This is a genomic window from Calidithermus timidus DSM 17022, assembly GCF_000373205.1.
Lineage (GTDB): Bacteria > Deinococcota > Deinococci > Deinococcales > Thermaceae > Calidithermus > Calidithermus timidus.
The window spans coordinates 85,036-108,550 of sequence record NZ_KB890687.1; the positions used below are offsets into that span (position 1 = coordinate 85,036).

Sequence of the window (23,515 nt, forward strand, 5' to 3'; positions counted from 1 at the left end):
GGAGGGGCCTCGGGTGAATGAGTTCAATTGGAAGCTATTCGCACCGCTCTCGATTGAGGGTTCGACCCTTTTGATCGAACACCAGGAGCTCGCCGAGGGCATGGCCATACGCCTGGGGGGTTCCGCCGGCACGGTGCTGCGCGCGCCCGAAGCCCAGGAGCTGCTGTTGCACCTGCTGACGGGGGAGTCGTGGGTCAGCAACCGCCTGGTGTGGGCTGCGCCCCGGCTGCACCTGGGCCACAGGGGCTACAACCTCAACGAGCGGGCCCGCTTGGCCCTGATCGAATCCCTGCAATCGCTGCTGGCCGACAGCCAAGAGGTGGGAGGGGGCTCCCAGTCGCAAGATTCCTGGCAGCGGGTGGTGTTGCAACTGGCCCAGGGTCAGTTTGCCTCCCTCGAGCAGGCCCTCCCCCGTTTGGGGGAAGCCACCTTGAAGCTGCTGGGCCTGGAGAGCCTCAGCCTGTGGATACGCGACCCCGATACCCGTCACCTGCGCTTGGCGGCCCGCTACCCCCAGATCAACACCCCCGAGCGACTGATCACCGCGCAGGACAATCCGGTGTACTTCGCCACGCTCGAGCGCACCCTGCTCATCACGGTCGAAGACGCCAAGACCGACGCCCGGGTGGCCGAGCTGCGCGGGATGCTTACCACCTGGGGCGTTCAGTCCATGCAGCAGATCGTCTTCCACGGCGAAGGCGGGGTACTGGGGGTACTGTGGCTGGAAAACGTCCAGCCCCGTAGCTGGAGCGCCGAAAAGGAAGTGCTCGCGCTGGCCCTGGGTCATCTCTTCGAGCGCCAGATTTACCAGCCGCTGGGCGAGGGCCCGCGGGTGGTGCTCCAGTCGCGCAAGAGCATCGGGCTCAGGTTGCCGGAGTTCGAGGCCCAGATCGCCCACTCCATCGCCCTGGCCGGGCGCCACAGGCGCATGGTGGGTTTGGTGCGCCTGCAGATCGAAGGGCTGCTTCCCGGCCAGAACGAGGCTGCTGCCAGGGAGATCGCCTCGTGTCTGCGCAGCTCCGACGCCATCACCTGGTTGGGCGCGCAGGGCTACGCCCTGCTGCTGTCGGAGATCCGCTGGGCCAGCGGGGCCGCGCGGGTGGCCCAGCGCATCCTCCAGCGCCTGCGCTCGGCGCTGGGCCACAGCTTCAAGATAGCCATCGGCATCGCCATTTTCCCGCAAGACGCCAGCGCGGTACCCGAGCTGTGGGAGCGGGCCGAGCAGGCCTGTACCCAGGCTCTGGAGGACGGCGGGGGTATCCGCTTGCTGACACCGGGTGCTTCCGAACTGCAAGAGGCCATCACCCGCGACAACCTGACCCTGCACTTCCAGCCCGTGCTGCGCCTGTCCGACCTCGAGCTCATCGCCGTCGAGGCCTTGGTGCGCTGGCCGCGCGGGCGCGGCCAGCCCAAGCAGGCGGGCGAGTTCTTAGGCACCGCCCAGCAGGCCGGGTTGATCGTGGTGCAAGACCGCTGGACCCTAGAGCGGGTGCTCGAGCAGGCCGCGCTGTGGCGTCCCTCCGGCGTCAACGCCTACTTCAGCCTCAACCTCTCCGGCGAGACCCTCACCGACCCCGCCTTCCCCACCCGCCTGCAAGACCTGTTGCAGGCCAAACGCCTGGCTCCGGAGATCCTGGTGCTCGAGGTGCGTGAGGAGGCGCTGCTGTGGGACCTCGAGGCCTCTATCCGCACCCTTGCCTTGCTCAGGGAGATGGGCGTGACCATCGCCCTCGACGACTTCGGCACCAGCCCCATCCCCATGGACCAGCTCAAGCGCCTGCCGCTGGGCTGGATCAAGCTCTCCCCCCTCTTCGCCAACCCCGACAACGCGGCTTTGGCCAAAGCCGCTATTGAGATCGCCCACGCCATTGGGGCCAAGGCCATTGCTAAGGGCCTGGAGGACCAGAGCCAGCTCACCCGCTTCAAGGAGATGGGCTGTGACTTCGGTCAGGGACACCTGCTGGGTTGGCCGGTGCCCGCCGAGGACCTGGGGGCCCTGTTGGTGTGGGGCATCGGAAGCTGAGCACAGCCGGCGGTGAGGGCGGGAGCGCTCAGCGGCCCGTGCGCTCGAGCACCTCCACCACCAGCGCCGCTCCGATGAGGTTGACCCCCAGATCGCGGCGGATGCGCTCGGCCCGGCGCATGCGCAGGAGGTCTTCAAGCTTGAAGTACCACTGGCCGCTGGCTTCCATCGGCTCGACGAAACCGATCTGTACGTAGCCGTGCACCGCCGCCGGGGAAAGCCCTTCGCTGGCGATGGCCTCGAGGCTGTATAGCTCGCTGCGCACCAGCATCTTCCCTCCTATTGCTTCGCCTTGAGCAATTCGGCCAACTGCTGGTAAAGCCTCTCCTCCTCGGGGCTGGGATCGGTGGGGACCACCAAGCGAAGCTCGACGTACTGGTCACCCCGGCTGCCGTCCTTGCGGGGCCAACCCTTGCCCTTGAGCCGCAGCCTGCGGCCTGTTTGGCTGTGCTTGGGGATGTGGAGCTCGACGGGGCCGTCGAGGGTAGGCACCCGCACGTTGCCTCCCACCACCGCCACGGGCGCGGGTACCTCGGCGCTGACGTAGATGTCGTCGCCCTCGAGCCGCAGGGTGGGGCTGGACTGAAGGCGCACGGTGAGGTAGAGGTCCCCGCCCGCACGCCCCTTGCCCACCAGCCGGATCTTCTGCCCCTCGCGCACGCCGGGAGGAATTCGCACGTTCAGCCGCTCGTTGCCCACCGAGATCAGCTTCTCGCCGCCCCGGTAGGCTTCCTCTAGGCTCAAAGCGAGCTCGGCCTCGAGGTCGCGTCGCTCGCTCACGCGGGTCCGGGGCCCCCTCCGCACGCTCCCGAAGAGATCCTCGAAGCCCCCGAAGCCCCCCGCTCCGCGCTCGGCGAAGTTGCCGAAGAGCTGCTGGAAGAAGTCGGAGAAGTCGCCGAAGCCGCCCTGCCCCGGCGGCGGCCCCTGCCAGCGGGCCTGGCCCGGCTCGGAGCCGTAGCGGTCGTAGAACTGGCGCTTCTCGGGATCGGAGAGCACCGTGTAGGCCTCGTTGATCTCCTTGAAGCGCTCCTCGGCCCCCGGATCCTTGTTGACGTCGGGGTGGTATTTGCGGGCGAGCCTCTTGAACGCCTTCTTGATCTCGTCTGCCGAGGCGTTCTTGGAGACTCCGAGGATGGCGTAGTAGTCCTTGTAGGCCATAAAGCTTGCCGGTAGCCGATCGCTGCAGAGCTGAGTTCCCTCTAACCGGCCCCCGTGGGAAGCTTCCCACGAGGTACAGAGCTATCGGCTATGAGCCATCTGCCTTGGGCTCCTCCTGACCCGCCCCATTCCCCACCACGACCCGGGCGGGTCGCACCAGCATCTCGCCGTAGCGGTAGCCCTCCTGGTAGAGGTGTAAGACCTTGTCCTTTTCGCCCTCGAGCATCCCGATGGCTTCGTGGTAGCGCGGGTCGAAGTCGGAGCCCACGCCGGGAACGGGTTCGACCCCCAGGCTCGTCAGGGTGCGCTTGAAGTTCTCCAGCACCGCCTTGACGCCGGGGATGAGGTCCTCGGGCTTGGCCTGGGCAAAGCCCAGCGCCCGCTCGAGGTCGTCGCTGATGGGCAGCAAGGCCCTGAGTACCCTCAGCTCGCCGCTTTTGCGGGCGTCCTCGAGGTCGGTGGCGCTGCGCTTGCGGAAGTTGTCGAAGTCGGCGTACAGACGGATGTATTTGTCCTTGGCGGCTTGTAGCTCGGCCTGAAGCACCTCCAGCTCAGCCCGCAGCCGCTCGACCTCCGGGATGTTGGGCTGGGTCTCGCCGACGGGGGTTTCCGCAGCGGCCTCGACAGATTGGGTGTTTTTGGTCTCTTCCATAACTTCCTCGCGGATGACCGACAGCCGATAGCCTCGAATACAGGCTATCAGCTATCGGCGATCGGCGTTCAGTCCGCCGGCTTGTAGTCGGCGTCGATCACGTCGTCGGGCTTGCTGCTCTGACCGGCGGTGGCGCCCACCGTGGCCCCCTGCTCGTAGGCCTGCAGGGCGTTGGCCAGCTCTTGCAGCGCCGCGGAGAGCTCGCTGTCGGGGGCATCGCGCTCGATGAGATCCTTGGCTTTGCTGACGGCAGCCTCGAGGCGACTCTTGGCCTCGGGGGTGCTCTGCTTCTCGCCCATCACGCGCTCGGCCTGGATGCGGGCGGTGTCGAGCTGGTTCTTGATCTCGGCATGCTCCTTGCGCTTGCGGTCGGCCTCGGCGTTGGCTTCGGCCTCCTTGATCATGCGATCGATCTCGGCCTCGGAGAGGGTGGTGGTGTTCTGGATGGTGATGCTGGCTTCCTTGCCAGTGGACTTCTCCTTGGCGGTGGCGTGCAGGATGCCGTTGGCGTCGATGTCGAAGGTGACCTCGATCTGGGGCATGCCTGCGGGCATGGGCGGGATGCCCTCGAGGCGGAACTTACCCAGGCTCTTGTTGTCTGCGGCCATGGGGCGCTCGCCTTGGACGATGTGGATCTCCACGGCGGGCTGGTTGTGCTCGGCGGTGGTGAAGATCTCGCTCTTGCGGGTGGGCACGGTGGTGTTGCGGGGGATGAGCACGGTGGCCACGCCGCCCTTGGTCTCCACTGCCAGCGACAGGGGAGTCACGTCCAAGAGCACCACATCCTCGACGTGACCGGTGAGCACCCCAGCCTGCACCGCCGCCCCCAGGGCCACCACCTCGTCGGGGTTGACCGAGCGGTTGGGCTCCTTGCCCAGCATCTCCCGCACGATCTGCTGCACCGCCGGCACGCGGGTAGCCCCGCCTACGAGCAGCACCTCGTCGATCTGGCTGGGTGAGAGCCCGGCGTCCTTGAGGGCCTGCTCGACCGGCTGGCGCACCCGCTTGAGGAGGTGGGCGATGAGCTCCTCGAATTTGGCGCGAGTGAGCTTCTTCTCGAGGTGGATGGGGGTCTTGGTGACGGGGTCGAGCCCGATGAAGGGCAGGCTGATGGTGGTCTCAGGGGTGCCGGAGAGTTCGATCTTGGCCTTCTCGGCAGCCTCGATGAGCCGCTGGAGGGCTTGGCGGTCGCCGCGCAGGTCCACGCCGCCCGACTCCTTTTTGAACTCCTCGACCAGCCAGCTCACGATGGCCTGGTCCATGTCGGAGCCGCCTAAGTGGGTATCGCCAGCGGTGGCCTTGACCTCGAAGACCCCCTCGCCGATCTCGAGGATGGTTACGTCGAAGGTCCCACCGCCTAAGTCGAAGACCAGCACCGTCTCGTTGCCCTTCTTGTCCAGGCCGTAGGCCAGCGCCGCGGCGGTGGGCTCGTTGATGATGCGCAGCACCTCGAGACCGGCGATCCTGCCCGCGTTGGCCGTGGCCTCGCGCTGGGAGTTGTTGAAGTAAGCCGGCACCGTGATCACGGCTTTGGTGATGCGCTCGCCCAGCTTCTTGGAGGCGTCATCGACGAGCTTGCGCAGGACCATGGCCGAGATCTCCTCAGGGGTGTAGAGCTTGCCCCCGATCTCCACGCGCACGCCCCCGTCGGGCCCTTGCTGCACCTTGTAGGGCACGCGTTTGGCCTCCTCGGTTACCTCTTCCCAGCGCCGCCCAATGAAGCGCTTGATCTCGAAGACGGTGCCCTCGGGGTTGAGGGCGGCCTGGCGGCGGGCCATCTGGCCCACCAAAGTCTCAGAGCCTTTGAAAGCCACCACGCTGGGGGTGGTGCGGCTGCCTTCGGTATTCTCCAGGACCACGGGTTTATCGCCTTCCATGATGGCGATCACGCTGTTGGTGGTTCCCAGGTCAATTCCCACTGCTTTAGCCATTTAAGGTCACCTCACTGCTTTAAAGCCCTACGGCCTGCGGACACTATCCTCAATCCACCGGCTGCGAAGGACTGAGGCTAGCTCACTAGCCCTAAGCTTAACTTCTCAAGAGATCAATGTCAATAGAGTTGAGCGTAGTTATATCAAGTTGATGGGTAAAGCCATAACTGCAGGCTGCAAGCTACCCCGCGCCCGTCACCGCTACCCTACACCCCGTGGCTGCTTCAGGGGACCAGCAGCACCTTGCCGCTGGTCTCGCGCCCCTGCAGCTTGGCGTGGGCCTGGGCGGCTTGCTCGAGGGGGAACTGGGCACCGATGCGTACCTTGAGCTGCCCCTCGGCAGCCCAGTGCAGGACCTCGCCGGCGCGCCACTCGAGCTCGGCGCGGTCTTGGGTGTAGTGCCACAGCGAGGGGCGGGTGAGGTAGAGGCCGCCTTTGCGGTTGAGCACTTGGGGGTCAAAGGGGGGCACCGGGCCGCTGGACTGGCCGTAGAGCACCAGCATGCCCCGCACCCGCAAGCTATTCAGGCTGCCCTCCCAGGTGGCCTGGCCCACCCCGTCGTAGACCACGTCGGCCTTCTTGCCGCCGGTGAGCTCGAGCACCCCCTGATCGAAGCCCTCATAGGGCAGGCTGTGGTCGGCCCCGGCCTCGCGGGCCAGGGCGCGTTTTTCCTCGCTGGAGGCGGTGGCGATCACCCGCGCGCCGGCCATCTTGGCCATCTGGATCAGCAAGAGCCCCACCCCGCCGGCCCCGGCGTGGACCACGCAGGTCTCGCCCACCTTGAGGGGGTAGGTGCTCTTGACGAGGTAGTGTGCGGTCATGCCTTGCAGCATCAAGGCGGCGGCGCTGCGGGAGTCGAGGCCCTCCGGCACGCGCACGAGCTTATCGGCCGGGACCACGGCGTACTCGGCATAAGCCCCCATCACGTTGGCGTAGGCCACGCGGTCGCCGGGCCGCAGCCCGCTCACCCCGGGCCCCACCGCCTCGACCACCCCGGCGGCTTCCTCGCCCAGGGTGAAAGGCGTGTCCAGCTTGTAGATCCCGGAGCGCTTGTAGACGTCGATGAAGTTGACCCCCACGGCCTCGAGCCGCACCAACGCCTGCCCCTCACCGGGCACGGGCACGGGAATCTCTTCGAGCTGCATGGCCTCGAGGCCGCCGGGGGTGTGGATGCGGATGGCTTTCATGCCTAAAGCTTACCGTTTGGGGCGGTGGTCGAGGCGGGGCGGGCACGGGGGCCCGCCCCTACAATCGGCGTTTCGCGTTCGACGTTCAGCGTCTCACTCCGCCAGTTCCACCGGCAGCTTTCCCGGGGCCTCGGCACCGCTGAGGGCTTCGACCAGGGCCTCGAGGGTGGGCTGGCGCCAGCCGTAGGTGATGAGGGCGGGCTGGCGCACCACCTGCACGTGGTAGGGGTTCCACAGCGCCACGTGCAGCGCGGGCTTGTCCAGGGCGAAGAGGGCTTGGGCCAGCTCGGCCTCGGCAGGGGAGAGCTGCTGGCGGCTGGTGGAGACGTAGAGGATGAAGTCGGACTCCTTCGCGGCGGCCTGGGCCGAGGCCAGGATGGCCTGGGGCTGCTGGCGGGGGTAGGCGAGGGTGCGGAGGCTGGGGAAGCGCTCCTTTAGGCGGCGGGCGAGGTCCTGGGCGGCGGGGCCGTTCTCGTAGGCGCTCTCGCCGGGGGCGACGTCGGGGGCGACGAAGAGGATGCGGTCGGCGGGGCGGGGCAGGCGCACGGGGCCGTAGCGGGTGAGGCTGCGGGCGGCGGCCTCCTTCATCAGGGTGCGGTCGGCGGCCTCGGCTTGGGCGCGGTAGGGGCGGGGGGTACCGGGGAAGGCCTGGGCGGCCCTGGCCAGCCGCTCCAGGCTCTGCTCGAGGCGCTCGCGGGAGATGCTCCCGTCGGCGATGGCCTTCGCCAGGGCCTCGGCCTGGGCGGCCTGGACCGGCTTGGGGCCCAGCGCCAGCACCATGTCGGCCCCGGCGACGAAGGCCCGCACCGCCGCCGCGCCGGCGTCGGGGCTGAAGTGGGTGATGGCCTTCATGTCCATCGAGTCGGTGACCACCACCCCGTCGTAGCCCCACTCCTGGCGCAGCAGCCCGCTGAGGATGCGCCGAGAGAGGGTGGCGGGGTAATCGGGGTCGAGCTCGGGGTAGATGATGTGTGCGGTCATGAACGAGCCCACGCCCGCCGCCACCGCCCGCCGGAAGGGGAGGAATTCCAGGCGCTCGAGCAGGGCGCGGGGCTTCTGGACGACGGGGAGAGCCAGGTGCGAGTCGAGGTGGGTGTCGCCGTGGCCGGGGAAGTGCTTGACGCAGGCCATCACCCCGGCTTGCTCGAGGCCCTTCGCCCAGGCCAGCCCCAGCGCGGCCACCTTAGCGGGGTCGGAGCCGAAGCTGCGGTCGCCGATGACCGGGTTGAGCGGGTTGGTGTTGACGTCGAGGCTGGGGGCGAAGTTCCAGTTGATGCCCAGCGAGATCAAGGCTCGCCCCACCGCGCCGCCCACCGCCTCGGCCAGAGCCGCGTCGCCGGTGGCGCCGATGGCCATGGGCGCGGGGGCCTCAGGCAGGTCGGTGGTGCGCTGCACCGCGCCGCCCTCCTGGTCGATGGAGATGAGGCACTCCGGGCCCAGGATCTCGCGCAGCTCGGCCACCAGCCGGGCGAGTTGCTGCCGGTCTTGGATGTTCTTGCGGAACAGGCACACCGAGCCGAAGCGGTACTTCGCCAGGTGGGCGCGGGTGGCGTCGTCGAGCGCGGGAGTGGGGATGTCCACGCCCATCAGGCGTCCGGCAAGATGTAATGTTTTATCCATATTGACTCCTCTTGACAAAACTTTACTTCAAGTACTAGCTTCTTGGGTAGAGCGACACTTCAGAGGAGAGGCCATCCATGCCCAGGGACACGTCCAGTATCCCCCAACGCCTGCAAGGCGGGCTCATCGCGTCCTGTCAGCCCGTACGCGGAGGGCCCCTAGATCGGCCCCACCTGGTGGCGGCCCTGGCCCAGGCCACCGAGGCTGGCGGGGCCGTGGCCCTGCGCATCGAGGGCCTGGCCGACCTCGAGGCCACCCGCGCCGTCACCCGGTTGCCCATCATCGGGCTGCTCAAAAAGGAGGTGGGGGACTCGCCCGTCTACATCACCCCCCACCTCGCCGACGTGGAAGCCCTGGCCCACCGCGGCGCCGAGATCATCGCCTTCGACGCCACCCGGCGCCCGCGCCCGGTGCCGGTGGCCGACTTGATCGCGGCCGTCCACGCCCACGGCTGTTTGGCCATGGCCGACGTCTCCACCCTCGAGGAGGGCCTCGAGGCCCACCGCCTGGGCGCCGACTTCGTGGGCTCGACCCTCTCCGGCTACACCGACCACTCGCCCAGGCTCGCCGGCCCCGACCTCGAGCTCGTGCGCCGGCTCGCCGCCTGCGGCGTGCGCACCATCGCCGAGGGCCGCATCGCCACCCCCCAGGAGGCGCGGGCCGCGCTCGAGGCCGGGGCCTTCGCCGTGACCGTGGGCACCGCGCTCACCCGCATCGAGCTCCTGACCAAAGCCTTCGTGGACGCGCTGGCGGAAGGGAAGGTGGCGGGGTGAAGGCTGGGCGCCCGATGCAAGGGGGTCGTACGCAAGACGCAAGACGTCCTGGCCCTCGACTGTCTCTGGCAATCGACCCCGTGGGGGGTGCTTATGCCTAACGGCGCCCTCGCCTCCCTGCGCTCCGTGGGCAAGGGGCTCACCCCGGCGCTGCGGAAGATCGCCGAGTACGTGCGGGAGAACCCCGAGCAACTGCTCTACCAGACCGTGGTGGAGGTGGCCGAGGCCTCGGGTTCCTCCGAGGCCAGCGTGATCCGCTTCTGCCGCGACCTGGGCTTCAGCGGCTTCCAGGAGTTCAAGCTGGCCCTGGCCTCCGACCTCGCGGCCAACCCGGTGGGGCTCAGGCCGCAGGAGAACCCCCGCACCGCGCCGGAGGTGCTCGAGTACGTCACCCACCACGCCCGCCAGGCGCTGGAGGACACCGTGCGCATGCTCGACCTGGCGGCGGTGGAGGCGGTGGTCGAGCGCATCCTCGGTGCGAGGCGACTGGAGTTCTACGGCGTGGGCGCTTCGGGTGTGACCGCCATGGACTTCGCCTACAAGTTCCTGCGGCTGGGCTACATGGCCCAGGCTTACCCCGACCCCCACCTCGCGGCCATGTCGGCCAGCACCCTCGATGCGCAGGCGGTGGCGGTGGGTATCTCCCGCTCGGGCACCACCATCGACACCGTCAAGGCGCTCGAGCTCGCCCAGCAGGCCGGGGCCACCACCGTGGCCATCACCCACCGCTCCAAGAGCCCGCTGGCCCGCGCCGCCACCTTCACCCTCACCACCCCCGTGGCCGAGTCGCCCCTCACCGGCGGCTCGGTGAGCGCCAAGATGGGGCAGCTCTTGCTGCTCGACCTGCTCTACACCCTGGTGGCCCTGCGCCACCCGCGTTCTTCCGAACACATCGCCAAGACGGCGGCGGCGGTGGCCGACCGCAACTATTAGCCCTTGGCTTTTCGGGCTATGCCCGTAGGCACGCTCAGGAGGAGGATATGGTCAAGAAGCTACTCACAGCAGGGGTGTTGGGCTTGGGGCTGCTGGGCCTAGGCAGCCTGGCCCAGCAGAGAACCGTGGAGATTGAGTTCTGGACGTATTACCTCAGCCCTAACTTCGACAACTACATCAAGGGGGTGATCGCCGACTTCGAAAAGGCCAACCCTACCGTCAAGGTCAAGTGGGTCGACAAGCAGGACACCATGGAGCGCGACCTCACCGCCGCGATCGCGCTGGGCAAAGCCCCCGACGTGGTCAACCTCTGGCAGGATTCCACCTTCGCCGCCGCGCAGAACGGGTTGCTGACCCCGCTCACCGAACTCACCACTCAGGCCGCGCTCGAGAACGCCTACTACCCCAACGTGCTCAGCATCTTCACCGTCGACGGCAAGCCCTACGGCTTCCCCTGGTACGGCTGGGTGGATCAGGGCGTGATGATGTACAACCCCGAGCTCCTCGCTAGGGCTGGCGTGGACCCTAGCAGCATCAAGACCACCGACGACCTGCTCGCCGCCTCGGAGAAGATCAAGAAGGCCACCGGGGCCTATGGCTGGCTGCCCCCGGTCAAGGACCCCAACGGTGCGAGCTTCCTGGGCCGCTTCTTCCTCGAGGGCCTGTCGATCTACGACGCGCAGGGCAAGGCCAACTTCAACTCCGCCGCCCACGTGGCGCTCTTGCAGAAGTACATCGACCTTATGAAAGCCGACGTCATCCCACAGGAGCTCTTGCGCAAAGAGGCCTTCCAGCTCACCAACGAGCTCTACAGCCAGGGCAAGGTCGCCATCATGATCGGCGGGCCCCAGTCGCTCAACCGCGTCAAGGAGTCCAACCCTGAGCTCTACAAGAAAACCAAGGTCGTCGCCGCACCCCTGGGTGCCGCCAAGGTCCAGACCGGCGGGGCCATGGCCCTCGTCATCCCCAAGGCCTCGACCAAGAAGCGCGAGGCCGCCCTCTTCGCCAGCTTCATGACCAGCCGCGCCAACCAGGTCAAGTTCGCCAACGTGGTGCCCATCGTCTCGACGGCGCGCGGCTCGGAGAACGACCCCAACCTCAGACCCAAAGACCCCAACGACCCCATCGAGGTCGCTAAGGGCATGGTCTCGGGCTCGGGCCGCTTCATCAACCCTGGCTTCAAGCCCCCGAAGAACACCGACGACATCTTCAAGAATTTCAACGACAACATCGAGGCTGCCTTCTTGGGCAAGAAGAGCGCCAAGCAGGCCCTCGACGATGCGGTGGCCTTCTGGAACGCCAACGCTAAGTAAGCGTGGTGGCCGGTGGCTCATAGCGAGAGGGGAGATTTTGGCTATGGGCTATCGGCCACCCGCCAGGGAACTTATGACTGCGGTCCTTCACCTGCCTTGCAAAGCCCCGCTTGGGCACGACCTGCCGCGGAAATACTCCGAAGGCTTGAAAGGGTCCTTTCAGTAACCGGCCAAACGGGGTGAATGTGAAACGCCAAGCCCTGACCACCACTCTCATCGCCTATGCTTTTTTGGCCCCTGCGTTGGTGCTGATGGGGTTGTTCACCTTTTACCCCGTGATCTACGGGGCCTATCTGGGCTTCACCGACTACACCATCGCCGACTTGGCCGCCAAAGAGCCGCCCCGGTGGGTGGGGCTGGCCAACTTCGCGCGGGTGCTGGGCGATCCGCTGTTCCAGACGGGGGTCTGGAACTCGCTCAAATACCTGCTGGTGGTGCCGGTGCTGCAGATCGCCTCGCTGGCGGTGGCGGTGTTGGTCAACCAGAAGCTACCCCTGATGGGGCTTTTCCGCACCAGCTACTACGTGCCGGTGGTGACCTCGATCGCGCTGGCGGCGGTGATGTGGGACTGGATTTTCCAGAAGGACGGTTTTCTCAACTGGTCGCTGCGGCTGCTGCACCTCATCAACTGGGAGGGACGCTTTAGCTGGCTGCTCAACGAGCACACCGCGCTGTGGGCGATCATGCTGGTGACCTTCTGGCGCGGCTTCGGCTACTACATGGTGCTCTACCTCGCGGGCTTGCAGAGCATCCCGGCGGAGCTCGAGGAGGCCGCCACCCTCGACGGAGCGGGCGCCTGGCAGCGCTTCTGGCGCATCACCGTGCCGCTGATGAAGCCCACCATCCTGCTGTGCAGCTTGTTATCGACCATCGCGGCGATCCGGGTGCTCGAGGAGATCATTGTCTTCACCGGCGGCAGTGGCGGGCCGCTCAACTCCACCTACACTGCGCTGCTGTACGTCTACAACAAAAGCTGGGGCAACATGCTCGACGCCAACTTCGGCGTGGCCGGGGCGGCGGGGCTCCTGATCGCATTGGTAGGTTTCGCCCTGAGCTACCTCAACTTCTACCTCACCCGCGAGGAGAGGGGAGGCCGCTCGTGAGGCAGGAGGTTGCCGGGCTGCCCCGCGAGCGTAAGGCTGCCCGCCTGCGCCGCCCACCCTGGCGCAGGGTTCTGGCGGGGGTGCTCAACTACGCGCTGCTGCTGGCGATCTTCGCCTTCGCGGTGTTCCCCTTCCTTTGGACGCTGGCCATCGCCATCACCGACAAGACCGTCGGCAGCGGGATCAGCATCTACGCCTTCCCCCAGAGCCTCTTTCCCAAGGCTGTTACGCTCAATAACTTCCTCGAGGTCATCGAGAAGCTCCACCTGGGCAAGTACTTCCTCAACTCGGTGGTTATCACCGGCCTCACCGTGGCGGGCACGCTGCTGGTCTCGGCGCTGGCGGCCTACCCCCTGGCGCACATGCGCTTCCCCGGCCGCAACCTCACCTTCGGGGTCATCGTCTCGACGCTGGTGCTGCCCACCGAGATTGCCTTCATCGTCAACGTGCTCACCCTGCGCGACCTGGGCCTGCTGGGCACCTACTTGGGGGTGGTGCTGCCCACGGTGGCGACCGCCTTCGGCATCTTCCTCATGCGCCAGGCCTACCTCGCCATCCCCAGCACCCTGATGGAGGCTGCCCGCATCGACGGGGCCAGCGAGGTGCAGATCCTGTGGCGCGTCATGCTGCCCCTGTCGCTGCCCTCGCTCACGGCGCTGGGCATCTTCACGCTGGTGGGCACCTGGAACGCCTACTTCTGGCCCAGCGTGGCCCTGCTGACCAACGACGAGCTGCTGCCGATGTCGGTGGCGATCCTCAAGCTCAAGGGGCAGTTTAACTACGACTCCTTCAACGTCGCCGCCGGAGCCGTGATCATGATGATCCCGGTGCTGGTGGTCTTCTTCCTGGCCCAGCGCTTCTTCATGCGGGGCATGGAGGGGGCGGTGAAGGGCTGAAGTCCCCCTCATGTGAACGCTATGCAGACCGTGAATTTGTCCATTCGTGAGGCGGGGTCCTCTACCACACCCACTGCGTGGCACCCGAGCTAGAGGACAGGCGCGTGCGTACCATAGTGGTGCACAACAAGGACGGGCTGGTGCGGCTGGCGGCCTACACCTACATAGACGCCACCGGCGACGCCGACCTGGCGGTGCGGGCGAGGGCGGCCGAGAGCGGGCTGCACCAGGCCATGAGCCTGCGCTTCATGCTGGGCGAGGTGGACGGCGAGCGGCTGGTGCGCTTCCTGCGGGCCACCTTCGAGGGCTGCGAGAACGCCTTCATCAGCTCCTACGCCCCCATGATTGACGGGGTCGAACTGCGCGAGGCCCTGCGGCGGCAGGGGGCCAACCTGTGAGGTACGACCCCGACCGGCACCACCGGCGCTCGATCCGGCTGAAGGGGTTCGATTATTCCTCGATGGGAGCCTGTTTTGTGACGGTCTGTGTCCAGGGTCGGATGGGGCTGTTCGGCGAGTTGGTTGACGGGAAGATGCATCTGAGCCCAGCCGGGGAGATGGTGCTCGAGGTGTGGAATCAGATGCCCGGGCATTACCCCGGTGTGGAGACGGATGCCTTTGTGGTGATGCCTAACCACATCCACGGCATCATTGTTTTGGGGAACGTAGGGGCGGCCCCCCGTGGCCGCCCTGATCCCCGGGGACGCGCTGGGGTGGGAGGGCAGGCACAGAGGCCAGGGCAGGCACAGGGGCCAGGGCAGGCACAGGGGCCAGGGCAGGCACAGGGGCCAGGGCAGGCACAGGGGCCTGCCCCTACAGGGTTGACGCTGCCGGATGTGGTACACCGATTCAAAACCCTCACCACCAGCCGGTATGTCCGCGGGGTCAAGGAGTCGGGATGGCCTCCATTCGATAAACGTTTGTGGCAGCGCAATTATTACGAACGGGTCATCCGCGACGAAGACGAACTGCGAGCCATTCGAGAATACATCGTCCATAACCCTTTGGGCTGGGACACCGACGAGGAGAACCCCTACCGATGAAGCGTGTGCTGCTGTTGCCCTGTGACACCCGCCCACCCACCCTCGAGCTCCCCCACCAGCTCGCGCGGGTGGCCGGGGTCGAGCTGCTTTCGCCCCCGCTCGAGCTGCTCAACGACCTCAACCGGCCCGCCGACACCGCGCGAATCGCTGGCTGGCTGCGCGAGCACGCCCCCGCCGCCGACGTGGCCGTCGTCACCCTCGAGACCCTCGCCCTGGGCGGCATGATCCCGGCCCGCCGGGTGTCGGACTCGCTCGAGGCGGCGCTGGGGCGGCTCGAGGTGCTGCGCGAGGTGAAGCGGGACAACCCCCGGCTGCGCCTGCTGGCCCACGGCGTGATCGTGCGGGTGGCCCACGACAACGACCCGCTCGAGGAGAAGCCCTACTACGGCGAGTGGGGCGCCGCGCTGCGCCGGGTGTCGGAGTGGACGGACCGGGTGGAGCGCGGGGCCGACCCCGGCGAGCTCGAGGAGGCCCGCAAGGCGGTGCCCGCCGAGCTGCTGGAGGATTGGCTTTCCACCCGCGAGCGCAACCACGCCCTGCACCAGGCGGCCATCGGCCTGCTGCAGGAGGGGGTGCTCGAGCACCTGTGCCTCACCCTCGACGACACCACCCCCTACGGGCTGGCCGCGCGCGACCGGCGGCGGCTCGAGGCCCGCCTCGACGCGCTCTCCCTGTGGAACCGGGCCGACGTGTACCCCGGCGCCGACGAGGTGGCGGCGGTGCTGCTGGCGCGGGCTTTGGTCAACGGCTCGGGCCGCAAGCCCCGCGTCTGGGTGCGCTACCCCTCGGCCCTGGCCCCCCACAGCGTGATGCTCTACGAGGACCGCGTGCTGGGCGAGCTGGTCAAGGCCCACCTGCGGGCGGCGGGCTGCGTGGCGGCCGCCACGCCCGAGGACGCCGATCTGATCCTGGCCGTCAACGCCCCCTCCCACCGACAGGCCCACCGCCAGCCCGACCTCGAGGTGGTGGACACCGCCAACCGCCACCTGCCCGAGTTCGTCGAGCGCATCGCCGAAGACCTGGGGGCGGGCCGCAGGGTCGCCGTGGCCGACGTGGCCTACGCCAACGGGGCCGAGGAGCGCTTCACCCGGCTGCTGCTAGACACCGTGGACGTGACCCGCCTCGCCGGGTATGCGGCCTGGAACACGGCGGGGAACACGCTGGGCAGCGCCATCGCCTGTGGGGTTTGCGCCCTCTACGGGGGCGACCCCGTGGCCCTGGCCGAGGCCAACCTCTCGAGGCTCGCCGACGACTGGCTCTACCAGGGCCGCGTGCGCGGCGAGGTGCGCGAGGCGCTCTCCAACCCCAGCCCCTTCGATCTGGGCGAGCTCAAGCCCCGCGCCGAGGCCCTGGTCGAAGCCCGCATGGCCCCCTTGCTCGAGGAGCTGTGGGCGCGGCACTTCGCCCCGCGCCTGCCGGGGGTACGGCTCGAGCGCGGCCCCGCCTCGCTGGCTTGGCCCCGGCTGTTCACCGGCGTCTTCCCCTTGCGGCTCATCCGGGAGAATGGGGGTATGCGGCTCGAAGATTCCCATACCCTGAAGCAGGGGGACTCCAGCCTATGATCGCAGCGCTCGACATCGGGGGTACTAAGCTGGCGGCGGCGCGGGTGGAGGGGGGGCGGGTACTGGAGCGGCTCGAGGCCCCCACCCCTACCCATGACCGCGGCCCCGAGGCGGTGACGCGGGCCGCGCTGGAGTTGTTGGGCCCGCTCTTGCCGGGGGCCGAGGCCCTGGGCGTGGCCGCCACCGGGAGTGTGGCCGGGGGCAGGGTCACCGCGCTCAACGCCGACACCCTGCAGGGCTGGCACGCCTACGACCTGCAGAGCGCTCTGCGGGCGGCCACCGGCCTTCCCACCGCGGTGATCAACGATGCCGACGCGGCGGCCTGGGGCGAGGGGACACACGGGGCCGGGCGGGGCGTGGAGAACTTCGTCTTCGTGACCGTCTCCACAGGCGTGGGCAGCGGGTTGGTGCTGGGCGGCAGGCTCTACCTCAGCCGCCACGGCCTGCACGCCGAGATGGGCTACATGCGCGCGCCGGACGGCACCCCGCTCGAGCTCGTCGCCTCCGGCGGCGCCCTGGACCGCTGGGCCAGGGCGCGCGGCTGGGAAGGGGCACGGGAGGTGGTCCGGCGGGCCGCTGCCGACCCCGCCGCCGAGGCCAAGCTGGCCCAGAGCGCGGGCTTGGTGGCCGACAAGCTGGCCGACCTCAAGGTGATGCTGGGCCTCGAGCGCGCCGTGATCGGCGGGGGGTTGGGGCTGTCGGTGGGTTACATTGAGCGGGTGCGGGCCGCGCTGGGCCGCCTGGACCCGCTGTACGGGCTCGAGGTCGTCCCCGCCGCGCTGGGAGCGGATGCGGGCTTGATCGGGGCAGCCGACTGGGTCGAGAGGAGCCTAGATGGTTGAAGTCGCACGGCACTACATCGAGCTGGCACATGGCATCGAGCAGCATTTTCCCGGCTACATCGACGCCTATTTCGGGCCTGAGGATTGGAAACCCGGGGCAAAGCCCTCCCTGGAGGAGCTCTCACGGCAGGCCGAGGAGCTCTCTCGAGCGGTGGAGCACCTCGAGCCCTCCCAGCGCCGTACCTGGCTCAAAGCGCAGCTCGCGGCCATGCAGACCACCCTGACGCTCTTGCAGGGCGAGCGCTTGCCCTACCGCGAGGAGGTACGGCGGTTGTACGACGTCGAAGCCCAGGCCGTGCCCGAAGGGCGCTTCGAAGAGGCCATCGCCGGCCTGGAGGACGTGCTGCCGGGCCAGGGACCGGTTTCCGAGCGCCTGGAGGCCTTCCGCCGGCGCTTCGTGGTGCCCCCCGAGCGGGTGGGAGAGGCGCTAGGGATGGTGCTCGAGCGGCTGAGGGAGCGGGTGCGCGGGCGCTATGGGCTGCCGGAGGGCGAATCCTTCACGGTGGAGCTGGTCAAGAACCAGCCCTGGGGGGCCTACAACTGGTACTTAGGGGCTTACCGCTCGCGCATCGAGCTCAACACCGACCTGCCCACCTACCTCTACGCCCTGCCCGACACCATGGCCCACGAGGGTTACCCTGGCCACCACACCGAGCACGTGCTCAAGGAGCAGCGCCTTTACCACGAAAAGCGCCACGCCGAAGCCTCGATCTTCCTCATCAACTCACCGGAGTGTGTCGTTGCCGAGGGTATTGCGGTCAGGGCCCGCGAAATGGTGCTCGGTGAGGAGGAACAACGGGAGTGGCTGCTCGAGCTGGCCCAGCGCCTGGGCCTGGGAATCGGTCGGCCCGAGGTCGAGGCCATGCAGGCCGTGATGCGCCAGCAGCGAGCCCTGAAGTATGTCTCGGGCAACGCGGCGCTGCTCCTTCACGAGGAGCGGCGGCCCGAGGCCGAGGTGCTGGGCTACATCGAACACTACGCCCTCGTCACCCCCGAGCGCGCCCGCAAGAGCCTCGAGTTCATCGCCAACCCCACCTGGCGTTCCTACGTCTTCACCTACACCGCCGGAGGCGACCTGCTGGACGAACTGTTCCGGGTGCGAGCTAACCCTGAAGGGTGGTTCCGCCGCCTGCTCGAGGAGCCCGTCACGCCGGGCATGGTGCGGGCCTGGATCGGGGGGAAGGAGGGCTATGAAGCAGGAGTTTGAGCGACTGCGGGTACGGCTGCAGGAGCTATCGGCCTGGAGGGACCTCGATGCCTTCCCGCTGGAGTGCGAGTTCCGCGCCCCCAACACCGACTGGCTGCCGCTGGAGGTGGGGCAGGAGTGGCCCAGCCAGGCCTTCCCCGCCGAGATGATCTTCAGCGGCCACGTGCCCAGCGCCTGGGCCGGCAAGCCGGTGTGGGTGCGGCTCGACGTGGGCGGGGAGGGGCTCCTGACCCTCGACGGCAAGGCCCTGGGTGGGCTTAACCCTTTTCACCGCGAGTACCCGCTGCTCGAGGCCGCTAGAGGCGCCGAGGTGGTGGCGCTGGAGGTCGAGGCGGTGCCCAGGGGTCTCTTCGGCAGCCCGGTGCCCCACCCCCGGCTCGAGGAGGCCCGGCTCTTCGTCCCCGACCTCCAGGTGCGGGCGCTGCACACCGACCTGTCCTGCGCCCTGGACGCGGCCCAGCAGGTCCAGCCCGAGGTGGCCCGGCTCCTGCTCGACGCCCTTTCCGAGACCTTCGCCCTGATCCGGCTGCCGCGCGGCCCGGCCCAGGCCTACCTCGAGCAGCTCGAGCGCTCGGATTGGGCGGGGATGACCGCGCAGCTTTGGGAGGGGTGGAAGTTCGACGGCCCCGGCCTGGCGCTGGGCCCGGAGCACCGCGCCAGCTTGGAGGCGGCGCGGGCCCACCTCCGGTGGCGGCTCGAGGCCATCCGGGGGCGCTACCCCCCGGCGGGCCACCTGCTCATGAGCGCTCACGCCCACATCGACCTGGCCTGGCTGTGGCCGGTGGCCGAGACCCGGCGCAAGCTCCGGCGCACCTTCGCCACCGTGCTGAACCTGATGGAGCGCTACCCCGAGCTGCGCTTCAACCAGTCCAGCGCCCAGGTCTACGCCTGGCTCGAGGCCGACGACCCTCAGCTATTCGAAGAGGTCAGGAAGCGGGTGCGGGAGGGCCGCTGGGAGCTGGTGGGCGGGATGTGGGTCGAGCCCGATGGCAACCTGCTCTCGGGCGAGTCCTGGGCGCGGCAGCTCCTCTACGGGCAGGGCTACTTCCAGCAGAAGTTCGGGCGGCGGGCCTCGGTGGCTTGGCTGCCCGACACCTTCGGCTTCGCCGCCAACCTGCCGCAGGTTTTGAGCCAGGGTGGGTTGCCCTACTTCTTCACCACCAAGCTGAACTGGAACGAGACCAACGCCTTCCCCCACGACCTGTGGCAGTGGGAGGGCCTCGACGGCACGCGGGTGCTGGCCCACGGCTTCTGGAACCCCAACGAGGGCTACAACGGGCGGCTCGAGGCCAAGGACCTCGCGGGCACCTGGCACAACTTCAAGGGCAAGCGCTACCACCCCACCACCCTCTACACCTTCGGCTACGGCGACGGCGGGGGCGGCCCCAGCGCCGAGATGTTGGAGCGTCAGGCCCGCTATGCCGACTTCCCCGGCCTGCCAAGGGCCGAGCTTGGCCGGGTGGACGCGTTCTACGAGGGGGTGCTGGCGGGTGGGGAAGCAGGGAAAAGCCCCCCACCCCCTACCTCCCGGCTCCCCGTTTGGGTGGGGGAGATGCACCTCGAGCTGCACCGGGCTACCTACACCACCCAGGCCGAGCTCAAGCGGCTCAACCGGCGGCTCGAGCACACCCTGGTCGAGGCCGAGGCGGCGCTGGTGCTGGCCGAGCGGGCCGGGTTGGGCGGAGGGGACGAGGGGTGGGAGGCGCTCGAGGGGGCCTGGAAGGCGCTGCTGCTGGGCCAGTTCCACGACGTCCTGCCGGGCTCCGGGGTGCACAGCGTGCCCAAGGATGCCCAGGAGAGCCTGTCCCAGGCGCTGGCGTTGGCCGAGGGGCTGCGGCGGCGGGCGCTCGAGCGCCTCAGCGCCGGCGTCGCCGCGCCCCACCCCGAGGCCGCGGCCAAGGTGGTGGTGTGGAACCTGGGCTCCTCGCCCAGGCCGCTGCGGCTGGAGATGGGCCGTCCGCTGGAAGGCCCCTTCCGGCTGGTGGGGCCGGGCGGGGAGGAGGTGCCTTACCAGCTCGCCGGCGACCGCGTGCTGGCGGCTTCGGGGCTCGAGGTGCCCCCCCTGGGCTACCTGGCGCTGGGGGTGCTGGAGGGCGAGCCCGCGCCGTCGGCGGGCGAAGGGGGGGTGGCGGTGCTGGGCATGGTGCTGGAGAACGCCCACCTGCGGGTCAAGGTCGCGCAGGACGGCAGTCTCTCGGCCTTCTTCGACAAGGACCGCCAGCGCAAGGTGCTGGCCGGGCGGGGCAACCAGCTGTGGGCCTACACCGACGTGCCGCGCTTCTGGGAGGCCTGGGACCTGGACGCGAGCTACGAGGCCGAGGGCCAGGAGTTGGAGGCCACCCAGGTGCGGGTGATCGAGTCCGGCCCGGTGCGGGCGGGCATCCGCGCCGAGTACCGGTTGGGCGTGTCGCGCCTGGAGCAGACCTACTGGCTGTGGGCGGGCTCGAGGCGGCTCGAGGTCGAGACCGTCGCCTATTGGCAGGAGCGGCGCACCCTGCTGCGGGCGCTGTTTCCGTTGGCGGTGCGCGCCCACGAGGCCTACTACGAGACCGCCTTCGGCGCGGTGGCCCGACCCACCCACGCCAACACCCCCTGGGACGCGGCTCGCTTCGAGGTCCCGGCTTTGCGCTGGGCCGACCTCAGCGAGGCGGGCTACGGGGTGAGCTTGCTCAACGACGCCAAGTACGGTCACAGCGCACGGGGCCACGTGCTGGGCCTGTCGCTGCTGCGCGGGAGCATCTGGCCCGACCCCTACGCCGACGTGGGTGAGCACCGCTTCAGCTACGCGCTCTACCCCCACGCGGGCGACTGGCGCGCGGGCACCGTGGCCGAGGCCGAGGCGCTCAACGCGCCGCTGCTCGCGGTGCAGGGCAGCGGGGGCACAGGCCCGGCCCAGGGCCGCTTCCTGCGCCTGGAAACCCCCCACCTGCGCCTTTCGGCGCTCAAGCGGGCCGAGGATGGCGAGGGCTACGTGCTGCGGCTCTACGAGGCCCACGGGGCGCGGGGTGAGGCCCTGCTCGACCTCTCGCCGCTGAAGGTGGAGCGGGTGAGCCGGGTGAACCTGCTGGAAGAAGGCCAGGAAGCCCTGAGCCTGGAGGGCGGCGTGCTGCGGCTGAGCTACCGGCCCTACGAGGTGATCAGCCTGAGGTTGAGATCATGAACGAGTTGCGAGGCATTGTGGTCACCCCCGAAGGTGAGCGGCCCGGTCTGCTGCGCTTTGGGGAACGCATCGAGGCTCTCGAGGCCCTGCCGGAGGCCCCCCGGCGTTACCTGCTGCCCGGCTGCATCGACCTGCACGTGCATGGCGGGGGTGGGGCTGACTGCATGGACGGGGAGGAGGCCATCCGCCAGATGGCCCGTTTCCACGCGCGAAACGGTACCACCGCGCTGCTGGCCACCACCGTGACCGCCCCCCCCGCCGACCTCGAGGCGGCGCTGGTGGGGATTAGGGCGGTGGTCGAGCGGCCCGAGCCGGGTGAGGCCCGGGTGCTGGGGGTGCACCTCGAGGGCCCCTTCATCAACGCCAACAAGCTCGGAGCCCAGCCGCCTTATGCCATCCCCCCCGACCTGGAGCTGATGCGCCGCTGGCTGGGCCTGGCGCCCATCAAGGTGGTCACGCTGGCCCCCGAGTTGCCGGGTGCCCTGGGGCTCATCCGCTTCCTGAGCGAGCAGGGCGTGCGCGTGCAGATCGGGCACACCCTGGCCCGTTACGACCAGGCTCTCCAGGCGCTGGAGGCGGGCGTGGCCTCCTTCACCCACTGCTTCAACGCCATGACCCCCCTGCACCACCGCGAGCCCGGCGTGGCGGGGCTGGCGCTGGAGCGGGCCCGCTGGGCCGAGTTCATCGCCGACGGGTTGCACGTACACCCCGCCACGGTGCGGGCGGCCTGGAAGGCCATCCCCGAGCCCTACGTCGTCACCGATGCGGTGGCCGCTGCCGGGATGCCCGAGGGGCCTTACCACATGGGGCGGCACCGGGTGATCAAGCGCGGCGACGGGGTCTACCTCGAAGACGGCAGCGCCCTGGCCGGGAGCGCGCTCACCACCGGCCAGGCCATCCGCAATCTGGTGGACTGGGGCTACAGCCTCTGCGAGGTGGTGCGGGCCACCTCCGCCACCCCTGCCGCCTACTTGGGCCTTGCCGAGCGGGGTCACCTGCGGGTGGGGGCCTATGCCGATATCCTTGTACTCAACGCCAATTTGGAGGTCGAAGAAGTCTATGTCCAGGGCCAACGAATCCAAGATGTACCGCGAGGCACTCCAAGCACCCACCGCAGTTGAACGCCTACTGCGCGAGAACCGCGGCGAGGTCGAGTCGCTGGCGGGCTACCTTCGCCGCAACCCCCCGCCCTTCGCCCTCACCGTCGCCCGCGGCAGTTCCGATCACGCCGCGCTCTACGGTAAGTACCTCGTCGAGAGCCTGCTGGGCGTGGTGGTCTCGAGCGCCACCCCCTCGGTCACCACGGTCTACGGGGCCAGCCTCTCCCTCAACAAAGCCCTGCTGATCGCGCTGTCACAGTCGGGCCAGAGCCCGGATCTGCTCGAGGTCACCCGCCAGGCCCGCCGCGGCGGAGCCCTCACCGTGGCCTTCGTCAACCAGGAGGCCTCCCCGCTGGCCCAGGTGGCGGAGGTGGTGTTTCCGCTGTGGGCCGGCGAGGAGGAAGCGGTGGCCGCGACCAAGAGCTACCTGGCGACCCTGGCCGCCCTGGCCCAACTGGTGGCCTACTGGGCCGACGACAGGGGCCTCAAGGACGCCCTGGCCATGCTCCCCGAGGCCATGCACCAAGCTTCCGAGGCCGACTGGAGCGCGGGGCTCGAGCCCTTGGCCGAGTGCGACAACGCCCTGGTGGTGGGACGGGGCTACGCCTTCGCCGTCGCCCACGAGCTCGCCCTCAAGCTCAAGGAGACCGGCGCCCTGCACGCCGAGGCCATGTCCGGCGCCGAGCTACTGCACGGTCCGGTGGCCCTGGTGGAGCCCGGCTTCCCGCTGCTGGCGCTGGTGCCCCGCGACCGGCCCATGCCCGGCATGGTCGCCCTGCTGGAAAACCTGCGCACCAAGGGCGCCCACCTGCTGGTAGCCTCCTCCGAGGGCGAAGCCCTCGAGCTCGCCCACACCCCCCTCCCCCTGCCCACCCGTCTGCACCCCGTGCTGGACAGCATCCTGATAGCCCAGGCCTTTTACCCCTTCGCAGCCCACCTCTCCTTCGCCCGCGGCTTCAACCCCGACGCCCCGCGCAACCTCTCCAAGGTGACGCGCACACATTGAGGGGGCG

General features: G+C 68.8%; 19 protein-coding genes and 1 pseudogene. 14 read left to right on the forward strand and 6 right to left on the reverse strand.

The features are described 5' to 3' along the window. Positions 1-13: 13 nt before the first annotated feature. Positions 14-2,023, forward strand: a complete 2,010-nt coding sequence (locus B047_RS0100440) for a bifunctional diguanylate cyclase/phosphodiesterase (protein ID WP_018464989.1) — start codon at positions 14-16, stop codon at positions 2,021-2,023. A gap of 28 nt (positions 2,024-2,051) precedes the next feature. Here the strand turns inward: B047_RS0100440 and B047_RS0100445 are convergent, their stop codons facing one another. The 6 genes from B047_RS0100445 to nagZ all read right to left on the reverse strand — a co-directional run bounded on the left by B047_RS0100445 (position 2,052) and on the right by nagZ (position 8,571). Beyond that, the gene (locus tag B047_RS0100445) at positions 2,052-2,294 is read right to left on the reverse strand and encodes a chaperone modulator CbpM (RefSeq protein ID WP_018464990.1); all 243 of its coding nucleotides are present in this window, start codon (positions 2,292-2,294) and stop codon (positions 2,052-2,054) included. Positions 2,295-2,302: 8 nt separating this feature from the next. After that, positions 2,303-3,181, reverse strand: coding sequence for a DnaJ C-terminal domain-containing protein (locus tag B047_RS0100450; RefSeq protein WP_018464991.1), 879 nt, complete (start codon positions 3,179-3,181; stop codon positions 2,303-2,305). Positions 3,182-3,269: 88 nt separating this feature from the next. After that, positions 3,270-3,833, reverse strand: a complete 564-nt coding sequence (locus B047_RS0100455; protein WP_018464992.1) for a nucleotide exchange factor GrpE — start codon at positions 3,831-3,833, stop codon at positions 3,270-3,272. A 68-nt stretch (positions 3,834-3,901) separates the two neighbouring features. Then, positions 3,902-5,764 carry a molecular chaperone DnaK gene (gene dnaK / locus B047_RS0100460; protein WP_026234444.1) on the reverse strand — a complete coding sequence of 621 codons (1,863 nt, stop codon included), beginning with the start codon at positions 5,762-5,764 and terminating at the stop codon, positions 3,902-3,904. A gap of 224 nt (positions 5,765-5,988) precedes the next feature. Further along, positions 5,989-6,951 carry a quinone oxidoreductase family protein gene (locus tag B047_RS0100465; protein WP_018464994.1) on the reverse strand — a complete coding sequence of 321 codons (963 nt, stop codon included), beginning with the start codon at positions 6,949-6,951 and terminating at the stop codon, positions 5,989-5,991. Positions 6,952-7,044: 93 nt separating this feature from the next. Continuing rightward, a complete protein-coding gene (gene nagZ / locus B047_RS0100470; RefSeq protein WP_026234445.1) occupies positions 7,045-8,571 on the reverse strand; it encodes a beta-N-acetylhexosaminidase in 1,527 nt (508 codons plus the stop codon). 77 nt (positions 8,572-8,648) lie between these two features. On the opposite strand from nagZ, the gene B047_RS0100475 reads away from it, so the two are divergent. The 13 genes and pseudogenes from B047_RS0100475 to B047_RS0100535 all read left to right on the forward strand — a co-directional run bounded on the left by B047_RS0100475 (position 8,649) and on the right by B047_RS0100535 (position 23,508). After that, entirely contained in the window at positions 8,649-9,344 is a 696-nt protein-coding gene (locus tag B047_RS0100475) for an N-acetylmannosamine-6-phosphate 2-epimerase (protein WP_052605983.1), read from the forward strand. A gap of 93 nt (positions 9,345-9,437) precedes the next feature. Next, entirely contained in the window at positions 9,438-10,277 is an 840-nt protein-coding gene (locus B047_RS0100480; protein ID WP_018464997.1) for a MurR/RpiR family transcriptional regulator, read from the forward strand. Positions 10,278-10,324: 47 nt separating this feature from the next. Beyond that, positions 10,325-11,590 (forward strand): ABC transporter substrate-binding protein, encoded by a 1,266-nt coding sequence (locus B047_RS0100485; RefSeq protein ID WP_018464998.1) that lies wholly within the window; start codon positions 10,325-10,327, stop codon positions 11,588-11,590. Between the two features lie 185 nt (positions 11,591-11,775). Then, positions 11,776-12,693 carry a carbohydrate ABC transporter permease gene (locus B047_RS0100490; protein ID WP_245533662.1) on the forward strand — a complete coding sequence of 306 codons (918 nt, stop codon included), beginning with the start codon at positions 11,776-11,778 and terminating at the stop codon, positions 12,691-12,693. Continuing rightward, positions 12,690-13,589, forward strand: a complete 900-nt coding sequence (locus tag B047_RS0100495) for a carbohydrate ABC transporter permease (RefSeq protein WP_018465000.1) — start codon at positions 12,690-12,692, stop codon at positions 13,587-13,589. The genes B047_RS0100490 and B047_RS0100495 overlap by 4 nt, the downstream gene beginning before the upstream one ends. A gap of 68 nt (positions 13,590-13,657) precedes the next feature. Further along, a pseudogene (locus B047_RS18245) lies at positions 13,658-13,987 on the forward strand (FAD-dependent oxidoreductase); the annotation flags it as partial. Beyond that, positions 13,984-14,631, forward strand: coding sequence for a transposase (locus tag B047_RS0100505; RefSeq protein WP_018465002.1), 648 nt, complete (start codon positions 13,984-13,986; stop codon positions 14,629-14,631). The pseudogene B047_RS18245 and the gene B047_RS0100505, both read left to right, overlap by 4 nt. Further along, a complete protein-coding gene (locus B047_RS0100510; protein ID WP_018465003.1) occupies positions 14,628-16,193 on the forward strand; it encodes a DUF4127 family protein in 1,566 nt (521 codons plus the stop codon). Before B047_RS0100505 ends, B047_RS0100510 begins: the two co-directional genes overlap by 4 nt. Continuing rightward, on the forward strand, positions 16,190-17,035 hold the full coding sequence (locus B047_RS0100515) for an ROK family protein (protein WP_018465004.1): 846 nt from the start codon (positions 16,190-16,192) through the stop codon (positions 17,033-17,035). Before B047_RS0100510 ends, B047_RS0100515 begins: the two co-directional genes overlap by 4 nt. Further along, positions 17,028-18,242 (forward strand): hypothetical protein, encoded by a 1,215-nt coding sequence (locus B047_RS0100520; protein ID WP_018465005.1) that lies wholly within the window; start codon positions 17,028-17,030, stop codon positions 18,240-18,242. The genes B047_RS0100515 and B047_RS0100520 overlap by 8 nt, the downstream gene beginning before the upstream one ends. Then, a complete protein-coding gene (locus B047_RS0100525) occupies positions 18,226-21,402 on the forward strand; it encodes an alpha-mannosidase (protein ID WP_018465006.1) in 3,177 nt (1,058 codons plus the stop codon). Before B047_RS0100520 ends, B047_RS0100525 begins: the two co-directional genes overlap by 17 nt. Beyond that, entirely contained in the window at positions 21,399-22,523 is a 1,125-nt protein-coding gene (gene nagA / locus B047_RS0100530; RefSeq protein WP_018465007.1) for an N-acetylglucosamine-6-phosphate deacetylase, read from the forward strand. Before B047_RS0100525 ends, nagA begins: the two co-directional genes overlap by 4 nt. After that, entirely contained in the window at positions 22,462-23,508 is a 1,047-nt protein-coding gene (locus B047_RS0100535) for an SIS domain-containing protein (RefSeq protein WP_040778733.1), read from the forward strand. The genes nagA and B047_RS0100535 overlap by 62 nt, the downstream gene beginning before the upstream one ends. Positions 23,509-23,515 lie beyond the last annotated feature (7 nt).

Excerpts from the sequence above, each read along its gene's own strand:
- B047_RS0100445 (WP_018464990.1), bottom strand. The coding sequence starts at position 2,294 with ATGCTGGTGCGCAGCGAGCTATACAGCCTCGAGGCCATCGCCAGCGAA.
- B047_RS0100450 (WP_018464991.1), bottom strand. The coding sequence starts at position 3,181 with ATGGCCTACAAGGACTACTACGCCATCCTCGGAGTCTCCAAGAACGCC.
- B047_RS0100455 (WP_018464992.1), bottom strand. The coding sequence starts at position 3,833 with ATGGAAGAGACCAAAAACACCCAATCTGTCGAGGCCGCTGCGGAAACC.
- dnaK (WP_026234444.1), bottom strand. The coding sequence starts at position 5,764 with ATGGCTAAAGCAGTGGGAATTGACCTGGGAACCACCAACAGCGTGATC.
- B047_RS0100465 (WP_018464994.1), bottom strand. The coding sequence starts at position 6,951 with ATGAAAGCCATCCGCATCCACACCCCCGGCGGCCTCGAGGCCATGCAG.
- nagZ (WP_026234445.1), bottom strand. The coding sequence starts at position 8,571 with ATGGATAAAACATTACATCTTGCCGGACGCCTGATGGGCGTGGACATC.
- B047_RS0100475 (WP_052605983.1), top strand. The coding sequence starts at position 8,649 with ATGCCCAGGGACACGTCCAGTATCCCCCAACGCCTGCAAGGCGGGCTC.
- B047_RS0100480 (WP_018464997.1), top strand. The coding sequence starts at position 9,438 with ATGCCTAACGGCGCCCTCGCCTCCCTGCGCTCCGTGGGCAAGGGGCTC.
- B047_RS0100485 (WP_018464998.1), top strand. The coding sequence starts at position 10,325 with ATGGTCAAGAAGCTACTCACAGCAGGGGTGTTGGGCTTGGGGCTGCTG.
- B047_RS0100510 (WP_018465003.1), top strand. The coding sequence starts at position 14,628 with ATGAAGCGTGTGCTGCTGTTGCCCTGTGACACCCGCCCACCCACCCTC.
- B047_RS0100515 (WP_018465004.1), top strand. The coding sequence starts at position 16,190 with ATGATCGCAGCGCTCGACATCGGGGGTACTAAGCTGGCGGCGGCGCGG.
- B047_RS0100520 (WP_018465005.1), top strand. The coding sequence starts at position 17,028 with ATGGTTGAAGTCGCACGGCACTACATCGAGCTGGCACATGGCATCGAG.
- B047_RS0100525 (WP_018465006.1), top strand. The coding sequence starts at position 18,226 with ATGAAGCAGGAGTTTGAGCGACTGCGGGTACGGCTGCAGGAGCTATCG.
- nagA (WP_018465007.1), top strand. The coding sequence starts at position 21,399 with ATGAACGAGTTGCGAGGCATTGTGGTCACCCCCGAAGGTGAGCGGCCC.
- B047_RS0100535 (WP_040778733.1), top strand. The coding sequence starts at position 22,462 with ATGTCCAGGGCCAACGAATCCAAGATGTACCGCGAGGCACTCCAAGCA.